Origin of the sequence: Flavobacterium sp. (genome assembly GCF_027490375.1) — a bacterium.
Taxonomy (GTDB): Bacteria; Bacteroidota; Bacteroidia; order Flavobacteriales; family Flavobacteriaceae; genus Flavobacterium.
Genome location: NZ_JAIXYH010000054.1, coordinates 1 through 16,286, shown reverse-complemented (window position 1 = coordinate 16,286; position 16,286 = coordinate 1). Strand labels below are relative to the sequence as shown.

At 40.2% G+C, this 16,286-nt stretch carries 12 protein-coding genes; 5 read left to right on the top strand and 7 right to left on the bottom strand.

What is annotated here, in order from left to right:
• Nucleotides 1–567 precede the first annotated feature (567 nt).
• Entirely contained in the window at nt 568–1,143 is a 576-nt protein-coding gene (locus tag Q0064_RS06540) for a hypothetical protein (RefSeq protein WP_298146081.1), read from the top strand.
• Nucleotides 1,144–1,652: 509 nt separating this feature from the next.
• On the opposite strand, the gene Q0064_RS06535 is transcribed toward Q0064_RS06540, so the two are convergent.
• The 3 genes from Q0064_RS06535 to Q0064_RS06525 all read right to left on the bottom strand — a co-directional run bounded on the left by Q0064_RS06535 (nt 1,653) and on the right by Q0064_RS06525 (nt 4,428).
• Nucleotides 1,653–2,489 (bottom strand): alpha/beta hydrolase-fold protein, encoded by an 837-nt coding sequence (locus Q0064_RS06535; protein ID WP_298146077.1) that lies wholly within the window; start codon nt 2,487–2,489, stop codon nt 1,653–1,655.
• 669 nt (nt 2,490–3,158) lie between these two features.
• Nucleotides 3,159–3,716, bottom strand: coding sequence for a hypothetical protein (locus Q0064_RS06530; protein WP_298146074.1), 558 nt, complete (start codon nt 3,714–3,716; stop codon nt 3,159–3,161).
• 214 nt (nt 3,717–3,930) lie between these two features.
• Entirely contained in the window at nt 3,931–4,428 is a 498-nt protein-coding gene (locus tag Q0064_RS06525; RefSeq protein WP_298146071.1) for a hypothetical protein, read from the bottom strand.
• Nucleotides 4,429–5,330: 902 nt separating this feature from the next.
• On the opposite strand from Q0064_RS06525, the gene Q0064_RS06520 reads away from it, so the two are divergent.
• The gene (locus Q0064_RS06520) at nt 5,331–6,386 is read left to right on the top strand and encodes an NAD(P)-dependent alcohol dehydrogenase (protein ID WP_298146068.1); all 1,056 of its coding nucleotides are present in this window, start codon (nt 5,331–5,333) and stop codon (nt 6,384–6,386) included.
• A 305-nt stretch (nt 6,387–6,691) separates the two neighbouring features.
• Here Q0064_RS06520 and Q0064_RS06515 read toward each other — a convergent pair whose 3' ends face one another.
• The 4 genes from Q0064_RS06515 to Q0064_RS06500 are packed head-to-tail and all read right to left on the bottom strand — an operon-like array spanning nt 6,692 to nt 12,273.
• Complete coding sequence (locus Q0064_RS06515; RefSeq protein ID WP_298146065.1) at nt 6,692–8,158, bottom strand: oligosaccharide flippase family protein; 1,467 nt, start codon at nt 8,156–8,158, stop codon at nt 6,692–6,694.
• Complete coding sequence (locus tag Q0064_RS06510; RefSeq protein WP_298146061.1) at nt 8,146–9,444, bottom strand: glycosyltransferase family 4 protein; 1,299 nt, start codon at nt 9,442–9,444, stop codon at nt 8,146–8,148. Before Q0064_RS06510 ends, Q0064_RS06515 begins: the two co-directional genes overlap by 13 nt.
• A 4-nt stretch (nt 9,445–9,448) precedes the next feature.
• On the bottom strand, nt 9,449–11,938 hold the full coding sequence (locus Q0064_RS06505) for a YfhO family protein (RefSeq protein ID WP_298146058.1): 2,490 nt from the start codon (nt 11,936–11,938) through the stop codon (nt 9,449–9,451).
• A gap of 53 nt (nt 11,939–11,991) precedes the next feature.
• Nucleotides 11,992–12,273 carry a DUF4834 family protein gene (locus Q0064_RS06500; RefSeq protein WP_366094886.1) on the bottom strand — a complete coding sequence of 94 codons (282 nt, stop codon included), beginning with the start codon at nt 12,271–12,273 and terminating at the stop codon, nt 11,992–11,994.
• A 91-nt stretch (nt 12,274–12,364) separates the two neighbouring features.
• Here Q0064_RS06500 and Q0064_RS06495 point away from each other — a divergent pair, with 91 nt between their 5' ends.
• The 3 genes from Q0064_RS06495 (at nt 12,365) to Q0064_RS06485 (ending at nt 15,547) form a co-directional block, all read left to right on the top strand.
• Entirely contained in the window at nt 12,365–13,336 is a 972-nt protein-coding gene (locus Q0064_RS06495; protein ID WP_298146056.1) for a transporter, read from the top strand.
• A 5-nt stretch (nt 13,337–13,341) separates the two neighbouring features.
• Nucleotides 13,342–14,475, top strand: coding sequence for a GTP cyclohydrolase (locus tag Q0064_RS06490; protein WP_298146054.1), 1,134 nt, complete (start codon nt 13,342–13,344; stop codon nt 14,473–14,475).
• Nucleotides 14,476–14,710: 235 nt separating this feature from the next.
• Entirely contained in the window at nt 14,711–15,547 is an 837-nt protein-coding gene (locus Q0064_RS06485) for an AraC family transcriptional regulator (RefSeq protein ID WP_298146051.1), read from the top strand.
• Nucleotides 15,548–16,286 lie beyond the last annotated feature (739 nt).

The window sequence follows — 16,286 nt, the reverse complement described above, 5'->3', positions numbered from 1 at the left end:
AAATAAAAAAGGTGTGCCTAAGTGGCGCGTAACAAAATTTTGACCTACAGAAGCGAGTACTTGAAATAATGCAAATTCGCTAAAGGAGCAGAAACAGCGAAACGAATTTTTCTAACGCATTTTCGTTGGCGAAATAAGCACTTTTTTACGACTTCCCAAAAATACAATTGCCAAAAACCAGAAATCCGACAAAAACAATCGCTAAAAAACTCATAATCAGTTTGTTGGAAATAAAATAGAGAACTTGATAATCGACAAAGCAACGCGAAGGTTTAAAATGATTCCCTGCTTTTAAGTCGGCCTTTTCCTAAAAAATGCGCTAATGTGTGCACTGAATGCCTACTCTATTCTCAAACGACTTGTTAACGCTTGGTCAACGATTCGTAAAGGAGAATTAACTACTAAATTGAATTACAGACATTTGCAATTAAAGTTGCTGCGGCGTCTTGGTTTGGCACGCGCGGAGAAGTCAATTTCGGCATGTGCTTTGGATATTCGTATACAATTCAAGTTTTGAATTCGAGAAAACCGAAAATCGAAAGAGTAGGAAGTTTTAAAATTTTAGAAATGATGAAAACTATTACTTTACGCCTGTTCGTAGCGTTAACATTAGGAACATTAACAACGGCTACAGCTTTTAACGATTTTCCTTGCACCGTCGAAAACGCAGAACCTTTTGTTTTCACTGAAAGAGGAATAGACTTTTATGTATTTCCAGACGGGCAATTCGATTTCAATACGAGACCCGAAAGTACCGGCGATTACTACTACCGCCAAGCTGGAAACCGCGCTCAGGCTCGAGGCAGAAACCATGTGGAAGTGAACTACGGCGTACGGATTGAACAAGATGCATTTGGACGTGTTCGCAGAGTAGGAAATGTGTTTATCAACTACGATGCTTTTGATCGCGTGAACCGAATTGGCACGATTTACATGCGGTACAATCGTTTTGCGATGAGCCAAATTGGTGGTTTGCGCATTGAATACGACCGTCGTGGAAACATTACGAATTTCATAGGCGACATCCGCAAACGGACCTATCACAGCGGTTACGACTACAACTACAACACCGCTTACCAAAACGATACGTATTACTACTACCGCGCCGACGGTACTCGAGGAAGGATGAACACCACTAGATAAAAGTACAGAAGAAAATAGTTATGATTGGTTGATTGAGAAGAGACTTTCGGAAACGGAGGTCTTTTTTTTGGAAGATTGAAAGATTGAAAGATTACAAGATTGAAAGATTGAAAGATTACAAGATTACAAGATTACAAGATTACAAGATTACAAGATTACAAGATTGAAAGATTGAAAGATTGAAGACAATAGAATTCTGGTAGCTATCGGAAGCGAAAAAAGCGAAAAAAGCAAATTCCGATAGCTGTCGAAAGTGAAAGAAGAGGAAGAGAATCAAAAATGTAAAAGTTCCGTCCATGCGACCTTTGCGCTTAAACTTTGCGTTCTTTGCGGTTAAACCTTCTACAAGAGTAGTTACCGAGCTTTTACGTGCTCGCAAAACTACAATATTTTTAGTGGTGATCTTATCAATTCCGATGGTTCCTAAAATCCGAATTGTGATTTTTAGAAGTAGTTTTTTCTTGGGTTTTAAGTTTGGGTCTACATTTTATAATGGCTTTGGGATTTTTTTAATCCTTAAATAAACGACTTATTATTTCAGTAAATTCTTTCTCCCAGTATTGGTTACTATGTCTGCCCATAAATTCATCTGAATCTATAAACGACTTTGAATCAGAATACTTTTCCTTTAAAATAAAAGCCTCATCTTTCAGAAACGAAGGTTCTTCACTTCCATATCTTAGATATAAGTTTGGGTAATTCGTTTTAGAGTCCCATTTATTAGTTTGAATACCGCCGCCAAATACCGAGAAACAGAGGTAAGTGCCTATCAATTGAGGATCACTGTTGAGTAAATGAATGCCAAATCCGCCACCATTTGAAACTCCGTAAAAATGTCTGTTTGATTTTTTCTTTTTTAGACGGTACTTTTCCTCAACCTGCTTTATAAATTCACGGACAAAATAGGATTTATGATTTTTAAACCTATTAGCTAAAACTGAATCTTTAACCGCCGAAGAATAGTCGTTTATGTATTCGAAATTTCGATACGATAGGAAAACTTTTTTACCATCGCCGGTAGTCTGCATTGTACTGTCTGCAATTTTACTGTTAGCATGGCTTGCGACAAAAATAACGGGATTTATGATTTTTAAGTTAATCAAGGAATCAAAAACTGATTTTTTATCCGTTATACTGCTTCCTCCATCCGTTGAAAAAATAACGGGATAACTTTTTTTTGAATTGAAACCTTTTGGCAAATAAACCGTGTGTTTACGATATTCGCTTAAATATCTGCTAAACAAAGAATCCGTAATTACTACGGAATCTGTTAGCACCAGCGTTTGACTAGTTCTACAGGATAAGACTAAACAGCTTACGCTGAAAATAATTAAAATATTTCTCACTTTCTACGAAGTTTTAAATTTACGTGATTTTTGGCGCTCAAAAGTAGCATAAATGTACCATTAAGAAGGAAAATTAAATATGAATAAGCTTTTCTCATTCTTTCTCTACCGTCCGGAGACCAAATTAAATTTAGTACTTCCGTTTACATATCGAAATAAACTCGCTACCGTGCGAATCCCTCGCGTGGTAAATCACAAAATCGTAATACTCAATTTTAATAAAACCAGCTTATTGGTTTGACCACATAGGCACAGAGCTAAAAAAGAGTATTATTAAAACGCGGAAACCGAATTCGCTGCCGCGCGAGTCCCTCGCGTGGTAATTCACAATTCTTTGAAAATCGATTCTTACGACACAATCTCAATTCGCTGCCGCGCGAGTCCCTCGCGTGGTAAATTGCAAAATACTAATACTTGATTTTAATAAAAACAGCTCAATGGGTTGACCACATAGGCACATAGCTAAAAAGGAGTAATATCAAAACGCAGAAACCGAATTCGCTGCCGCGTAAATCCATCGCGTGGTAAATTGCAATTCCTTGGAAATTAGTTCTCACGACGTTATATCAACTCGCTGTCGCGTGAGTCCATCGCGTGGTGATTCACAAAATGGTAAAACTCAATTTTAATAAAACCAGCTCATTGGGTTGACCACATTTGAAATGATTTTCATAAGAGCGGTTCGTTCTTTCCACCGATATTGTGTTTCATCTTCTGTCCCAAATTTCCCGTTATGTAACCAGCAACATTTTCGTCTCTCTTGACTCCGTTGAAAAAATAGGTGACGTTTATTGAGCAATCTCCAGTTATGTCAACCCAAACTGTTTCGCTTTCGCCGCTTTCTAATTTGTCAATGTGTCCACCGCCACAACCCTCAATATTTATGTTTGTCAGAGTTGTTTGTGTGGCGTTTGTAAAAGTAATTCGCATTGTATTAAGCAAAATACCGGTTATCCAACAATAAAAAAGCATCACAGGAATGTTAAGCAACATCAGACCACAAGTTGCGTATAATTTTTTTCTTTTGTTTTTGTCTTCACTGGCTTTATCTACGATTAAAATTAAAACACCAAGATTTATCAAACCCGCCAAAATAATATACCCAAGGCCAATAAAAAGTAGCTCAAAGACAGAAGTTAAAAAGTAAAATCCGAATATACACGACCCGAGCAAGAATGAAATTAGAGCTGTTTTTCGTCCGAGTTTAATGTGTGTTTCTGTCGTCATACGTAAATTAAACTTTATGCCGGAGCTTTTTTTTAAATTTCGATATCGATTCGTTGCATCGCAAATTCATCTTGTAGCCACTCACGTATTGCCAAAACTCGATTATCACGACGTTATGCCTTTTTAAGCCGAAACATCCCAAAAAAGAAAAATTTCTACAATACAGATGTATCGCGTATAGGCTTAGTACAGATATAATTGTTGTTAAATTGCATTAATGACCTAAAATCTCTTTCGAATCTAAGTAAACTAGCTTTAAAATCTCTTCGCAAATTTCAACGAATTCAAGCAATCCTCGTTCTTTTGAGTCAGATTTTGAAATCCAAAACGCATAACTGGTATTTCTTCCTTTCGCTCCAAACTCTAACGTACATGTACTTCCTCCAAAACCTTGCCTGAAAGCTTTATCAAGGTTTATTTTGTCTAGCGAAGACAGCTTGTCTTTTAATTTGTTAAATTGCTGAATTTCAATATCATAAATTGTATCTATTTTAGAGTAATTCCAGCGAGGGTCATCTTTTAAAGGGCGACTACTAACAAAAGCGAAAGCACTATTACCATCTTCTCGTTTATAAATTCTGACTTTTACGCTATTAAAAGGTATTCGTCTTTCTGAATTAAAGTTTAAGATGATATTGTCTATATCTTGAGAACTAGCGTTTAAAGTTGTGAAGCCAATTAAAAAGAAAAATATCTTTTTTAAAATACTCATTTATTCACAATTAATAGATTTCAAAGCACAAGCTTATAACGTTTAAAGAATAAATATATTATAGGATTTTGAAAAACCGATACCGAATCATATTGTACTAGAATTTTCAAATATTTTTCAATTATCAAAAACAATCGGGAAGAACTACATAAAAGGACGTCGCATGAATCAATTTTGAACATTTTTACCTATCAATTTGCACAGCCACTTCGCCTTATTACAATTACCAATATACACTTTTCCACCAAACGCCAATAACGTATGCCCTAGCCCGGATGGCAGCGGCAGCCCGTAAGAAAAATACGGCTACGTGAACCGTGTTGCAAGGGCGACCCAAGAAGCCAATGGCAAGACGTGTGAACTTGCCGTATTTTTTGCGGACTAAAGCGAACAGCCGGAGAAGCTTGGAATAGAAAAAATAGAAAAAATAGAAAAAATAGAAAAAATAGAAAAAATAGAAAAAATAGAAAGTAGCAAAAAAAGCAAAAAAAAAGCGAATTCCGATAGCTTTTGGAAGCGAAAGAAAGGTTTCGATAGGCTCAGGCTCAGGCGATACTTGGGTTAAGGAGGGCAAAATGACACGTTAAATGGTGAACTCATCGATAGCGATGGCGAACGGAACTCGTGTCTATCCCGATGGCTATCGGGACTAGCTTCCCCAAAAATTAGCCTTCGACAAGCTCAGGCAACGACGATATATGGGTTCAGGCGGGAAATCGATACGTCAAATGGTGAACTCATCGAAGTCTAGCTTCTCGTGTCTATCCCGATGGCTATCGGGACTAGCTTCCCAAAAATTAGCCTTCGACTAGCTCAGACAGCAACGATAGATTCTACGATTTCAAACTTACGAGATTGACCAATTAAAACCGTACCTTTATTTGGAATAAATTACATAACCTATGAACACAACCACAGTTACCGCTTTCGGGACTCATGCGCCCGATCAAGCGCTCGAAAACATCCAAATTCCGCGTCGTGAGGTACAAGCCGACGATGTTGCTATCGAAATTTTATACTGCGGTGTTTGTCATTCCGACCTTCACTTTGCAAAAAACGATTGGGGATTTACCACCTATCCTGTGGTACCCGGACACGAAATTGTAGGTAAAGTAACCGCCGTTGGCAATGCCGTTACCAAATACCACGTTGGCGATACCGTTGCCGTTGGCTGTTTGGTTGACAGTTGCCGAAGCTGCAGCAGTTGCGCACAAGATTTAGAACAATATTGTTTGAACGGATTTACCGGAACTTACGGTGGCGTCGATAAATTTCTGGGCGGAACCACACACGGCGGCTATTCGCAATCGATTGTCGTAGATCAGCACTTTGTTTTACGTGTGCCAAACGGATTGGATTTGGCTGGCGTTGCTCCTCTTTTGTGCGCGGGAATCACCACTTGGTCGCCTTTACGCCATTGGAACGTTGGGCCGAACAGTAAAGTTGCCGTAGTAGGTTTGGGCGGACTCGGCCACATGGCTATTAAACTCGCGAAAGGCCTGGGAGCTGATGTTACGCTCTTTTCACGATCGGCCGGCAAAGAAGCCGATGCAAAACAATTAGGCGCAGATCGGATTATCATCTCAACCGATCCTGAAGCCATGGCCGCCGCTGCTGGTACCTTCGATTTTATTTTAGACACCGTTCCGTATGCGCACGACTTAAATCCTTACGTTCAAGCACTTGCGGTTAGTGGAAGTTTAGTCGTAGTTGGATACTTAGGCGCGTTGGAAGATCAATTAAATACGATGCCAATGGTTTTTTCCCGTAAAACAGTAGCCGGATCGCTCATTGGTGGCATTGCCGAAACGCAAGAATTACTCGATTTCTGTGGTGAACACAATATTGTTTCCGACGTTGAAGTTATAAAAATGCAAGAAATCAATCAGGCTTACGAACGCATGCTGAAAAGCGACGTCCGCTATCGTTTTGTGATTGACATGTCGTCTTTGACGTAAATCAGTGTGACGCGGAAAGTTTCAATTTTGCGATAACTTTTTGCTAAAAATAAATTCTGATTAACTCTATAATGCAGACTAAAAACGTGAGTTCGACTTAAAGATTTTTATTAGAACGCTTGATTTGCGCTTTTTAATTGGAAAAAGAAAAATTTCCACCAATGATTTTTTGAAGCGAAGCATTTCAAGGGTTGATTACGAAGTTATAGATTTCTGAAATACCGCGGTATAGCAATGAAAAAATGCTTTGCGATCCACTATTGAAACGATTTCTAATTTCGACATTTAAATCGAACTCACGCTACTTAAGCTTTTCTGAGTTTTTTAAACAGCTGTAGCACGGCGTCGTTAATTTCCGTAGATAATTTTAGCCTCAAAACTAAAACTATATAGAAAATAGTTATTAATACCGATTTACAAATGATATTTAGGATGGGGTGAAATTGAAAATCCCAACCAAAGAACAATGCAAATGTCAATAGTATAACTAATAAACTTTTCAGCGTAGCTGTCGAGAACGGAGACATTTTTAGCTTGCTAACTACGAAAAGTAGTTTAACTGTGTTGTAAATCGCAACGCTCATTAACGTAGCTAGTGCCGCTCCGGTAATGCCGTACAAGGGGATTAGCCATATATTAAAAGTAATCATAAGTACAACTACGCCCACTCCGAAAGTTAAAGCCCATTTATAATGTTTGGTGTTTACCAAAATAGCGTTGTTATTTCCTAAAATCACGTCGTAAAATTTTGCTAATCCGACTAAGATCACCGACCAATAACCTGCTTCATAACCAGCCGGAAGAATCAAATACAGCTGTTTTACATTAAGAAAAATACCTAGTAAAACCAATCCTCCGATAATTTGTAGCGTGAGGGCACTTTTTTGGTACAAACTTCGAAGCTCTGCCCACTTTTCAGCAGCAATTAATTGAGCCGTAAGCGGATACGTTATATGATTCATGGCGCGCGCCGGAACTGCAATAACAGTAGAAATAAAGCCTGCAACGCCATAAATAGCAACTGCTTCAGGCGAATTATAGCGGGGAATCATAAGTTTATCAAGATCTAGAAGCAGCGTGGCAATACTTCCTGAAACGATAATAAAGGCCGAAAACTGTAGAATCTCGTTTCGGTTGTGTGGAAATCCGATTTGGAAGCGTAAAGGTCGCATAGAAACCGCGTAAATAAACATCCAAATCGCCTGTACCACATAAGCCACAACTAATCCGTACAGAAATTGATCGGTCGTAATCCAGTTGTAGTGCACGCCAAAAAGCATGATCATGGCTAGTAAACGGACTAAAACTTCGCTGAGGAAATTCCCTAAGTTCGAACGTAAATGAACTTTTGCATAGGCATAAAAAATCTCGAAATACGCCATGGCAAGTCCAACTACGGGAATCATCCACAGGTATTTAGAAACATCCATATTCGGACTCAAAAAATGCGTGACAAAAGCTTCGCTGAAAAAGCCGTAAAGCACCGCCACGAGCGAACTGATAAGCAAGGGCAATAGGACAACAAAACTCAGCAATTGGTCTTTTTCCTTTTCAGAAGTACAGCGACTAAAAAAGCGAATCAAACTCGAATGCACCCCAAAAGCCATGAAAGGCATTAAAATGTTTGCTGCCGACAATAAATACTGCGTGTAGCCGTAATACTCTTGCTCTAGAAAATTGGTATAAAGAAACAGCGCATTTACGGCACCAATGGCAAAACCGAAATAGGTGATGACAAAATTTCCGGACGACTGTTTAATTACGATTCCCATAACGTATCGAGCAAAGCTGCGAGTTTTTTAGTAAGCGATTTTCTGCTAAATTGCTCAATATCTTTTGTTTCTACAAATAACTTACTGGCTTGAAAGTCGGAAAAAAGGGATTGTATGTATTCTTTAAGTGCTTGTTTGTTCGAATAATTGAAAAATCGGCCGGCGGCAGCGTCTTCGAGTAGAGAGCGAAAATCGGCGCCTTCGGGTCCGATGGCTAAAATCGGACGCTGTGCTGCTAAATACTCGAACAACTTTCCCGGGATAATTACTTTGCTTTCGGGGCGATCGATTTCGATAAGGAGCAATACTTGCGATGCGCGTTGCTGTTTCACGGCTTCGAGATGTGGCAGATAGCCCAGTAGCGTTACGTAGTCGGCGAGCTTATTTTTCTTGATACTTTCCACAACAATTGGCGATACCGCGCCGATGATTTTTAGCTCGAATGCTTTATCAAAAGCTGCATTTTCTCGAATAAGCTCGGCCAACGCTTGCCAGAGAATTTCTGGATTTCGATCGGCTAAAAACGAACCGATGTGTGCCAAACTAAACTTTTCATCTAACCGAATTTGCTGTATTTCATACGAATCAAAACCATTAGTTATAACCGAGATAGGTGTTTTTGTAAGTGCTTGAAATTCCGTTTTGGTTCCCGAACTCGTTACCAACAAATGGTCGGCGGTATCGAGCACGTACTTTTCTAGTTTCTTGTGTTTATTAGCTGCCCAAGAGGTGAGCAATAAATCTTTGTGATAACCAATGGTAGTCCACGGATCTCGAAAATCGGCCATCCACGTTACATTGGGTTTACGTTCTTTTAGTTTTGCTCCGATCAGATGTAACGAATGCGGCGGTCCGGTTGTAATTACTAACTTAATTTGTTCTTCTTGAATAAATTGTTCAAGAAATTCGACCGAGGGTTTTACCCACAAAACACGTGCATCGGGAATGAATAGGTTTCCGCGAATCCACAATAAAATCTTGTCTTTCGGCGATTGCTTTTTGGGAATAAGGCCGCTACTTATTTTTCGGGTACGTTTTAAAGAAAACCAAGCTGCAAATTTGTACGGCTCGGAAATTGCCTTCTTAACGACGCGAATATCGTGCGGAACTTCATCCAACAAACCGGAGTCGATAATCGGATATGTAGGATTATCGGGTACGTACAATATTGGTTCATAACCAAACTCGCGCAAGTAGGTCGCGAATTTTAACCAACGCTGAACGCCAGGCCCTCCCGCAGGCGGCCAGTAATAAGCAACGATTAGCACTTTTCGCTGCGCGCTCATGAGTTTACTTTTTTGATTCTTTAGCGTATTTCACTCCCACGATTCCTAAAATCAAGAGCAGGATGATTGTGCTTATCAGCGAAATCGTTCCGCCGGTTTCAACCACTTTTGGTTTGAATTCGAAAGTGATTTGGTGGGCGCCTTTTGGAATGAATAATCCGCGTAAGACGTAATTGGTACGATAAATCGGTGCTTCTTTTCCATCGATTTTTGCTGTCCAGCCGTCTTTGTAAAACGATTCTGAAAAAACGGCAAATCCGTCGGTTGCGTTATTCGATTGGTACGTAATTTTATTTGGTGTGTACGCTTTCGCGGAAGTTAAGCGGATTTGCGACAGACTGTCGGCCGCAATGGTTTTCCCGGCAAGAGCTTTCGCATCGGAACTCGCAAGAATGGCTGTTTGACGCAGATTGGAATTCAGCGTAGCTTTAAACTCTTCGTCGGCCGATTTTGCCGGAACAATCGACTTCACAAACCATGCGTTTCCGTAGGCAAACGGATTTCCAACAACAACCTCGCCTTGTTCGGTAGGAATCAAAACGTATTTTACATTTAGCGCACTCAACACGGGATAATCTATGCCCAACAAACCTGTTTCTGGATTTATTTGCGATGCCCATTTTTGTAAATCGCGCTCTACACCAAATTCAAACAATTGATCGTAACGACGTGGTCGGACCGCCGAATAGCCACCCACCGATTTGTGGAAATAAGATGCTCGGGCATTTAAACGTCCTTGAATGTCGTAAACTCTAAAAACAGTGCTATCGGCTAAAATCTCTGAGTCGGCTGAAGTACGCTCGAATGGCTCACGCATTTTGATTCCTGGAACAAAGTTATCGGCGTTCAAATAACGTTTATCTACCGAAATTAAATCGACTAAAATCAGCAATCCAATTAAGGAAAGTGCGGTAGCCGATTTCAACTTTTGCTTCAAAAAGAGCCACATAATTCCTGCAAGGACTGCCGTTAATCCGATGGCTTTTAGCGTATCGGTGGTGTACATGGCTTCTCGGTCTTTGCGTAAGGCAGCCACAATCTCAGCGCCTAATTGCTTCACCAGCTCGTCGTCTTTAACGGTGGTGAATTCCAAAAAGTACTTGCCACCAAAGATGAGCAATAAAATAGCCAAAACGGTTCCGCCGGTTTTAATAACTGCTTTTTGCTGCTGCGCCGCATCGAGTTTCCAAAAGGTTTGTAAGCCCATTACTGCGAGTAACGGCAGACATAATTCTAGCACCACTTGGATGGAAGAAACTGCTCTAAACTTGTCGTACAACGGAACGTAATCAACAAAAAATCGGGTAAGAAAATCAAGGTTTTTTCCCCATGATAAGAACAAACTAAGTAGCGCAGCTGCTAGAAAAGCGTATTTTATTTTTCGCTGATCGTAGTATAAAGCTAGTAATGCCAAAAAGAAAACGGTGACCCCAATATAGGCTGGTGCTGCTACAATCGGCTGATCGCCCCAATACGTTGGCATTCCTTCTTTGGCATACTCAATTGCTTGTTCTTTTGGAATGTATTGATTTTCTCCTATTTGCGTTTTTTGAAGTTGGTCGACAACTGCCGAATTTTCGTCTAAAGATTCGCCGTTACTGCCACCGAACAATCGCGGAACAATTAAATTTAAACTTTCGCCGATGCCGTAGCTGTATTCGGTAATGTATTCATATTCCATAGCCGCGTCCGAAGTTTTCTCGGATCCATCGGCTTTAAAAGTGAGTTCACTTTTTCCACGTATACTCCAATCGGTGTATTCTGCGGTGGCCAACAAACCGGCTGCATTGGCGCCAACTGCCAAAATAGCTGCACCTATCAAAATTCCGAAATTAATAAAAAGTGGTTTATACGCCTTTTGCTTAGCAAATTCGTAGAAGTAGTAGATGGCCACCGCTGCCAGCAGAAACAGCAGGTAATACGTCATCTGAAAGTGGTTCGCGTTAATCTCGAGTGCGATAGCTAAAGTGCTTACAACAAATCCGAGTGTGCGTTTTCCGCGAAATACCCAAATTAGTCCAGCGAGCACGAGCGGCATATAAGCAATCGCATGCGCTTTTGCGTTGTGACCCACATTGAGAATTACGATTAAATAGGTTGAAAATCCGAACGCTAACGCACCGATGATGCCTTTGCGATAATCGATTCCCAATGCAACGATTAAGGTGTAAAATCCTAAAAAGTAGAGAAAAATGTAATCTGCCGGACGCGGTAAAAATCGGATAATTGAATCTAATTTCTTTACGTAATTATGCGGATAATTGGCGCCGAGCTGATAGGTAGGCATACCGCCAAAAGCAGCGTTTGTCCAATAGGGTTCTTGATCGTTGGTGGCTCGAAAATCGTTTTGTTCTTTAGCCATTCCGGTATATTGAACGATATCCGATTGGTATACGGTTTTTCGTTGCAGTACGGGATAACAATAAATAAGTGCGGCTATAACAAAGAACAAGAGCGCAATAAAATGCGGAACGAATTTTTGAAGTATTTTCATGTAGTTTTCAGCGTTTACTGAACCTTAGCAGGTCGGAAAATTGTAAGGCAAACTTAGTCAATTTCCTCAAAGTCTACATACTCCCCTACCTTTTTGGTTTCGCGCGGTTTCTGGTTAGATTGCGCCTGACTTTGATACGTTTGCTGTTGTTGCTGATACGCTTGCTGTTGGTTCTGGAATTGCGTTGCCGCTTTTTCGACCACTTTTTTCATTGCGTAAGGTAAAAGCAAACGAACAATGAGGCGGAAAGCGTAGTAAAAAACAACAATCCAAAATAATGTCTTTATAAATCCAGTAAACGAAGCGGTTTCCATACGCAATATTATCTCTGACAAAATTAAACAATCGTAAAATTTATCTCTCCTTTTACTTCTTAAATAAATAATAAAAATGATACTTTTGAAACTACGCTTAAATAAAGGTCTCATGCATAGAAACCGGCTACTCTTTCTTGCCTTTTTAACAGTTGTTCTGGCTCACGGACAATTTACTGATGTCATAAACTCAAACCGTCCCGGAAAATCGATGGCAGCGTTTTCTGTCGGTAAATCCGTGGTTCAAGCCGAAGGTGGAACCTACTTTTTCCGTGAAAAGCACAACTTACTGCAAACAACGTCAACGGGATTGGGTCTGGAAGCGGTCTTGCGCTGGGGACTTTACAAGGAAGAGTTGGAAGGAATTTTCGAAACGCAATACCAAGGCGACCAATTTGTAACGCCTTTTGGAACTGAAAACCGACGTTCGCTTAAGTCGACAATTATCGGAGCTAAGTATCTCTTATACGATCCGTATAAAAATTATGAAGAGAAGCCAAACATTAGAAGTTGGAAGGCTAAATACAAATTTAAATGGCGCGAACTTATTCCAGCAATTGCTGTGTATGGTGGAGTAAATCTAAATTTTGATAATCCGTACACTTTCGAATCTGATCCTATAATTTCTCCGAAGTTAATGGTAATTACCCAAAACCAATTTAGTAGCGGTTTTGTACTGGTAACAAATATCATTGCCGATAAAGTTACAACCGACTTTCCAAGTTTTGGAGGTATAATTACCTTAACACGTGGATTCTCTGAAAAGTGGAGCGGCTTTTTAGAAAGCCAGATTTACAGTAGCGATTTCTATGCAGATGTTCTTTTCCGCTCCGGCGCAGCCTATTTGATTAAGGAGAATATTCAATTAGACGGATCGCTTACAGCTAATTTAAAAGATACACCTAGTGTGTTCTATGCCAGTGTAGGTATAGCCTGGCGATTCGATGAAAACTATAAGCCTGTTCTAATCCGATCTGGAAAAGATAAAGACAAGGATAAGAAAGGTAACAAAAAGAAGAAAAAGAAAAAAGGTAAAAAAGGCAAAGACACCGAATCTGTGCCTCAACCAACTGGAACAAAATAACATTTATGATCACCGTCAAAGAAGCGATTAACAAAAAAGAACTCACAGAATTTGTGAAATTTCCGATGAAATTATATCGCGATAATCCCTATTTCGTTCCTCCTTTGATCAGCGACGAGTTGGCGGCATTCGATAAAAAAAACAATCCCGCGTTCGATCACGCCGAAGCGCAATTTTATTTGGCTTACCGCGATAATAAAGTTGTCGGACGCGTCGCAGCAATTATAAATTGGCAGGAAGTCAACGAACAAAAAAAATCAAAAGTTCGATTCGGCTGGTTCGATGTTATCGACGATATAAACGTAACTAAAGCGCTACTCGAAAAAGTTCGCGAATTAGGCAAAAAGCACAACTTAACTGCCATGGAAGGGCCAATTGGCTTTTCAAATCTCGACAAAGTAGGAGCACTTACTTTTGGCTACGATGAATTAGGAACAGCAGTTACTTGGTACAATGCACCTTATTACGTTACGCATTTCGAGCAACTCGGATTTCAAACCGAAAAAGAATACATTGAAAGTATATTTTTAGTAAAAGACGTTGATCCCGAACCTCTTTATCGTGGCGAAGAATTAGTAAAAAAACGCTACGGTGTGTATTCGAAAAATTTCACTAAAACCGCCGACATTATGCCCTACGTAGATCAAATGTTTGATCTATTTAATGAATCTTATAAAAAATTATCATCGTTCGTTGCCGTATCCGAACGTCAAAAAGAATTCTTTAAGAAAAAATATATTTCGTTCATTAATCCCGAGTATATAAAATTTGTGTTTAATGCTCAGGATCAGATGATTGCTTTTGCTATTGTTATGCCCGGATACGCGCAGGCCTTGCAAAAAGCTAATGGAAAACTCTTCCCTTTTGGTTTTCTTCATCTGCTGAAAGCGCGAAAGTCAAGTAAAGATGCCGTATTTTATCTGATTGGAATTGCTCCCGAATACCAAAATAAAGGCGTTACGGCACTAATTATGTCGGATTTTTATCGAACAGTCATCAAAAAAGGAGTCGAACGCTGTATTAGAACTCCCGAACTACTTGAAAACGAATCCATTCACTTACTTTGGAAGAATTTTAATCCGCGACTCACAGCACGTCGGAAAACGTTTTCAATTCCAGTTGACAGCCTTTCACTTTAATTTTACGACTCGCATCAATTACTCGCGACGTTTACGTAGAAAAAATCGTTAACGTAATGCCGTATTTTTAAGTTTGAATATTGAACATAACCTAAAAAGTCACGTCTGATTTACAGTTCCAGATCCCAAAAAAAACCGTTATTCCGATCCATGTGGGTTTCCAAGAGAACTTGGCGAAAAATACGTGTTACAATTTCACAGATTTCACTACTAATAAAACAGTAATGCTCATCCGATGAACAAACACGTTTATAGCGACACCCAAAATAACCAAATTCGAATTTCTGCATTTGACAGTTTTGCAGGTAGTACGCATTTCAATCAAATAGCTGCAAAATTCGTGGTTTCAGGAGCCGAAACGTACATCATCAACGGAAAGAAATTCCTCGTAAAACAAGGCGAATACGTAATCGGCAATAACAACCAATACAGCGAGGTACACATCAAACAACAAACGCTGGGGTTGTGTATCGATATTGCTCCTGAAATCATTACCGAAATAACCGACAGTATTTTCGACACAACCGACTTCAGAAACTTTATTCTATCAGATAAATTCCTGATTAACAAATACAAGGCACAACATACACATCTCGGTCACCAACTAAACAAATTGTCTAGAGCGCTGCTGGTCGAAAATCAAAACAGCTTGCTCTCACACGAATTGTTTTACAGCATCGGCGAAAGTATCGTACGCGACCAATCAATAATCTTCGAACAGTTTTCTAAGCTGCGGTACAAAAAGCAACTGGTAAACGAAACCGTATTTCGAAATCTACTCACTGCAAAAGCGTATATCGATGATAACTTCTTGAAAGTCATTACCATAACCGAGCTTACGCAACTCGCTTGCATGTCGAAATACGATTTCATCCGCCGCTTTAAATCCGCATTTTTGGTAACGCCTTTCCAATACCTAATCAAAAAGCGACTCTTACATGCTAAAACGCTGCTCTCACAAGGCCAAAAAGTGGGGCAAGTTGGCATTATAACCGGATTCGCCGACACAGCCGCCTTTAGCAAAGCATTTAAAAATCAGTTTGGCTACGCTCCTTCTACTTTGGTCAAATAATTTTTGTTTTTGGGCGTTTCGGCGGGTCGTTCCTCCGGCGCCGTCGGGCTATTCGCGGCAATTCAAGTACGCCGATGGAGCGCTTTTGCTAGCAGTAAACCGGCTTCTTGGGTCGCCGTTTTCCAGCTGCAAAAACTGCCCACAGCTTACTTTCATTTCTGCTGCTATCCCTAACGCAAAAGTCACGGAGATTTATCGCATTGAAAACTAGTTCCGAAAGCTATCGGGATTGCGACCTTCACCATTTTACGTATTGTTTTGGGGAAAATAGAAGATAGTCCCGATAGCTATCGGGATAGACTACGCGACGTTCACCACTAAACGTATCGTTTTGCCCTACTGAACCCGCGTATCGTGGGTGCCTGAGCTTGTCGAAGGCTTTTTTAGAAGATAGAAGCGAGAAGCGAGAAGCTAGACTACGCGACGTTCACCACTAAACGTATCATTTTGCCCTACTGAACCCGCGTATCGTGGGTGCCTGAGCTTGTCGAAGGCTTTTTTAGAAGATAGAAGCGAGAAGCTAGACTACGCGACGTTCACCACTAAACGTATCGTTTTGCCCTACTGAACCCGCGTCTCGTGGGTGCCTGTGCCTGTCGAAGGCTTTTTTAGAAGATAGAAGCGAGAAGCGAGAAGCTAGATGTCAATGCCTAAAATACGTTGACCGTTTTTTGTTGTTTATTGCTTTCACTCATTGTTTAGGTTTCTGATAACATTGAAGCCGATTTGGCTCGCTTCT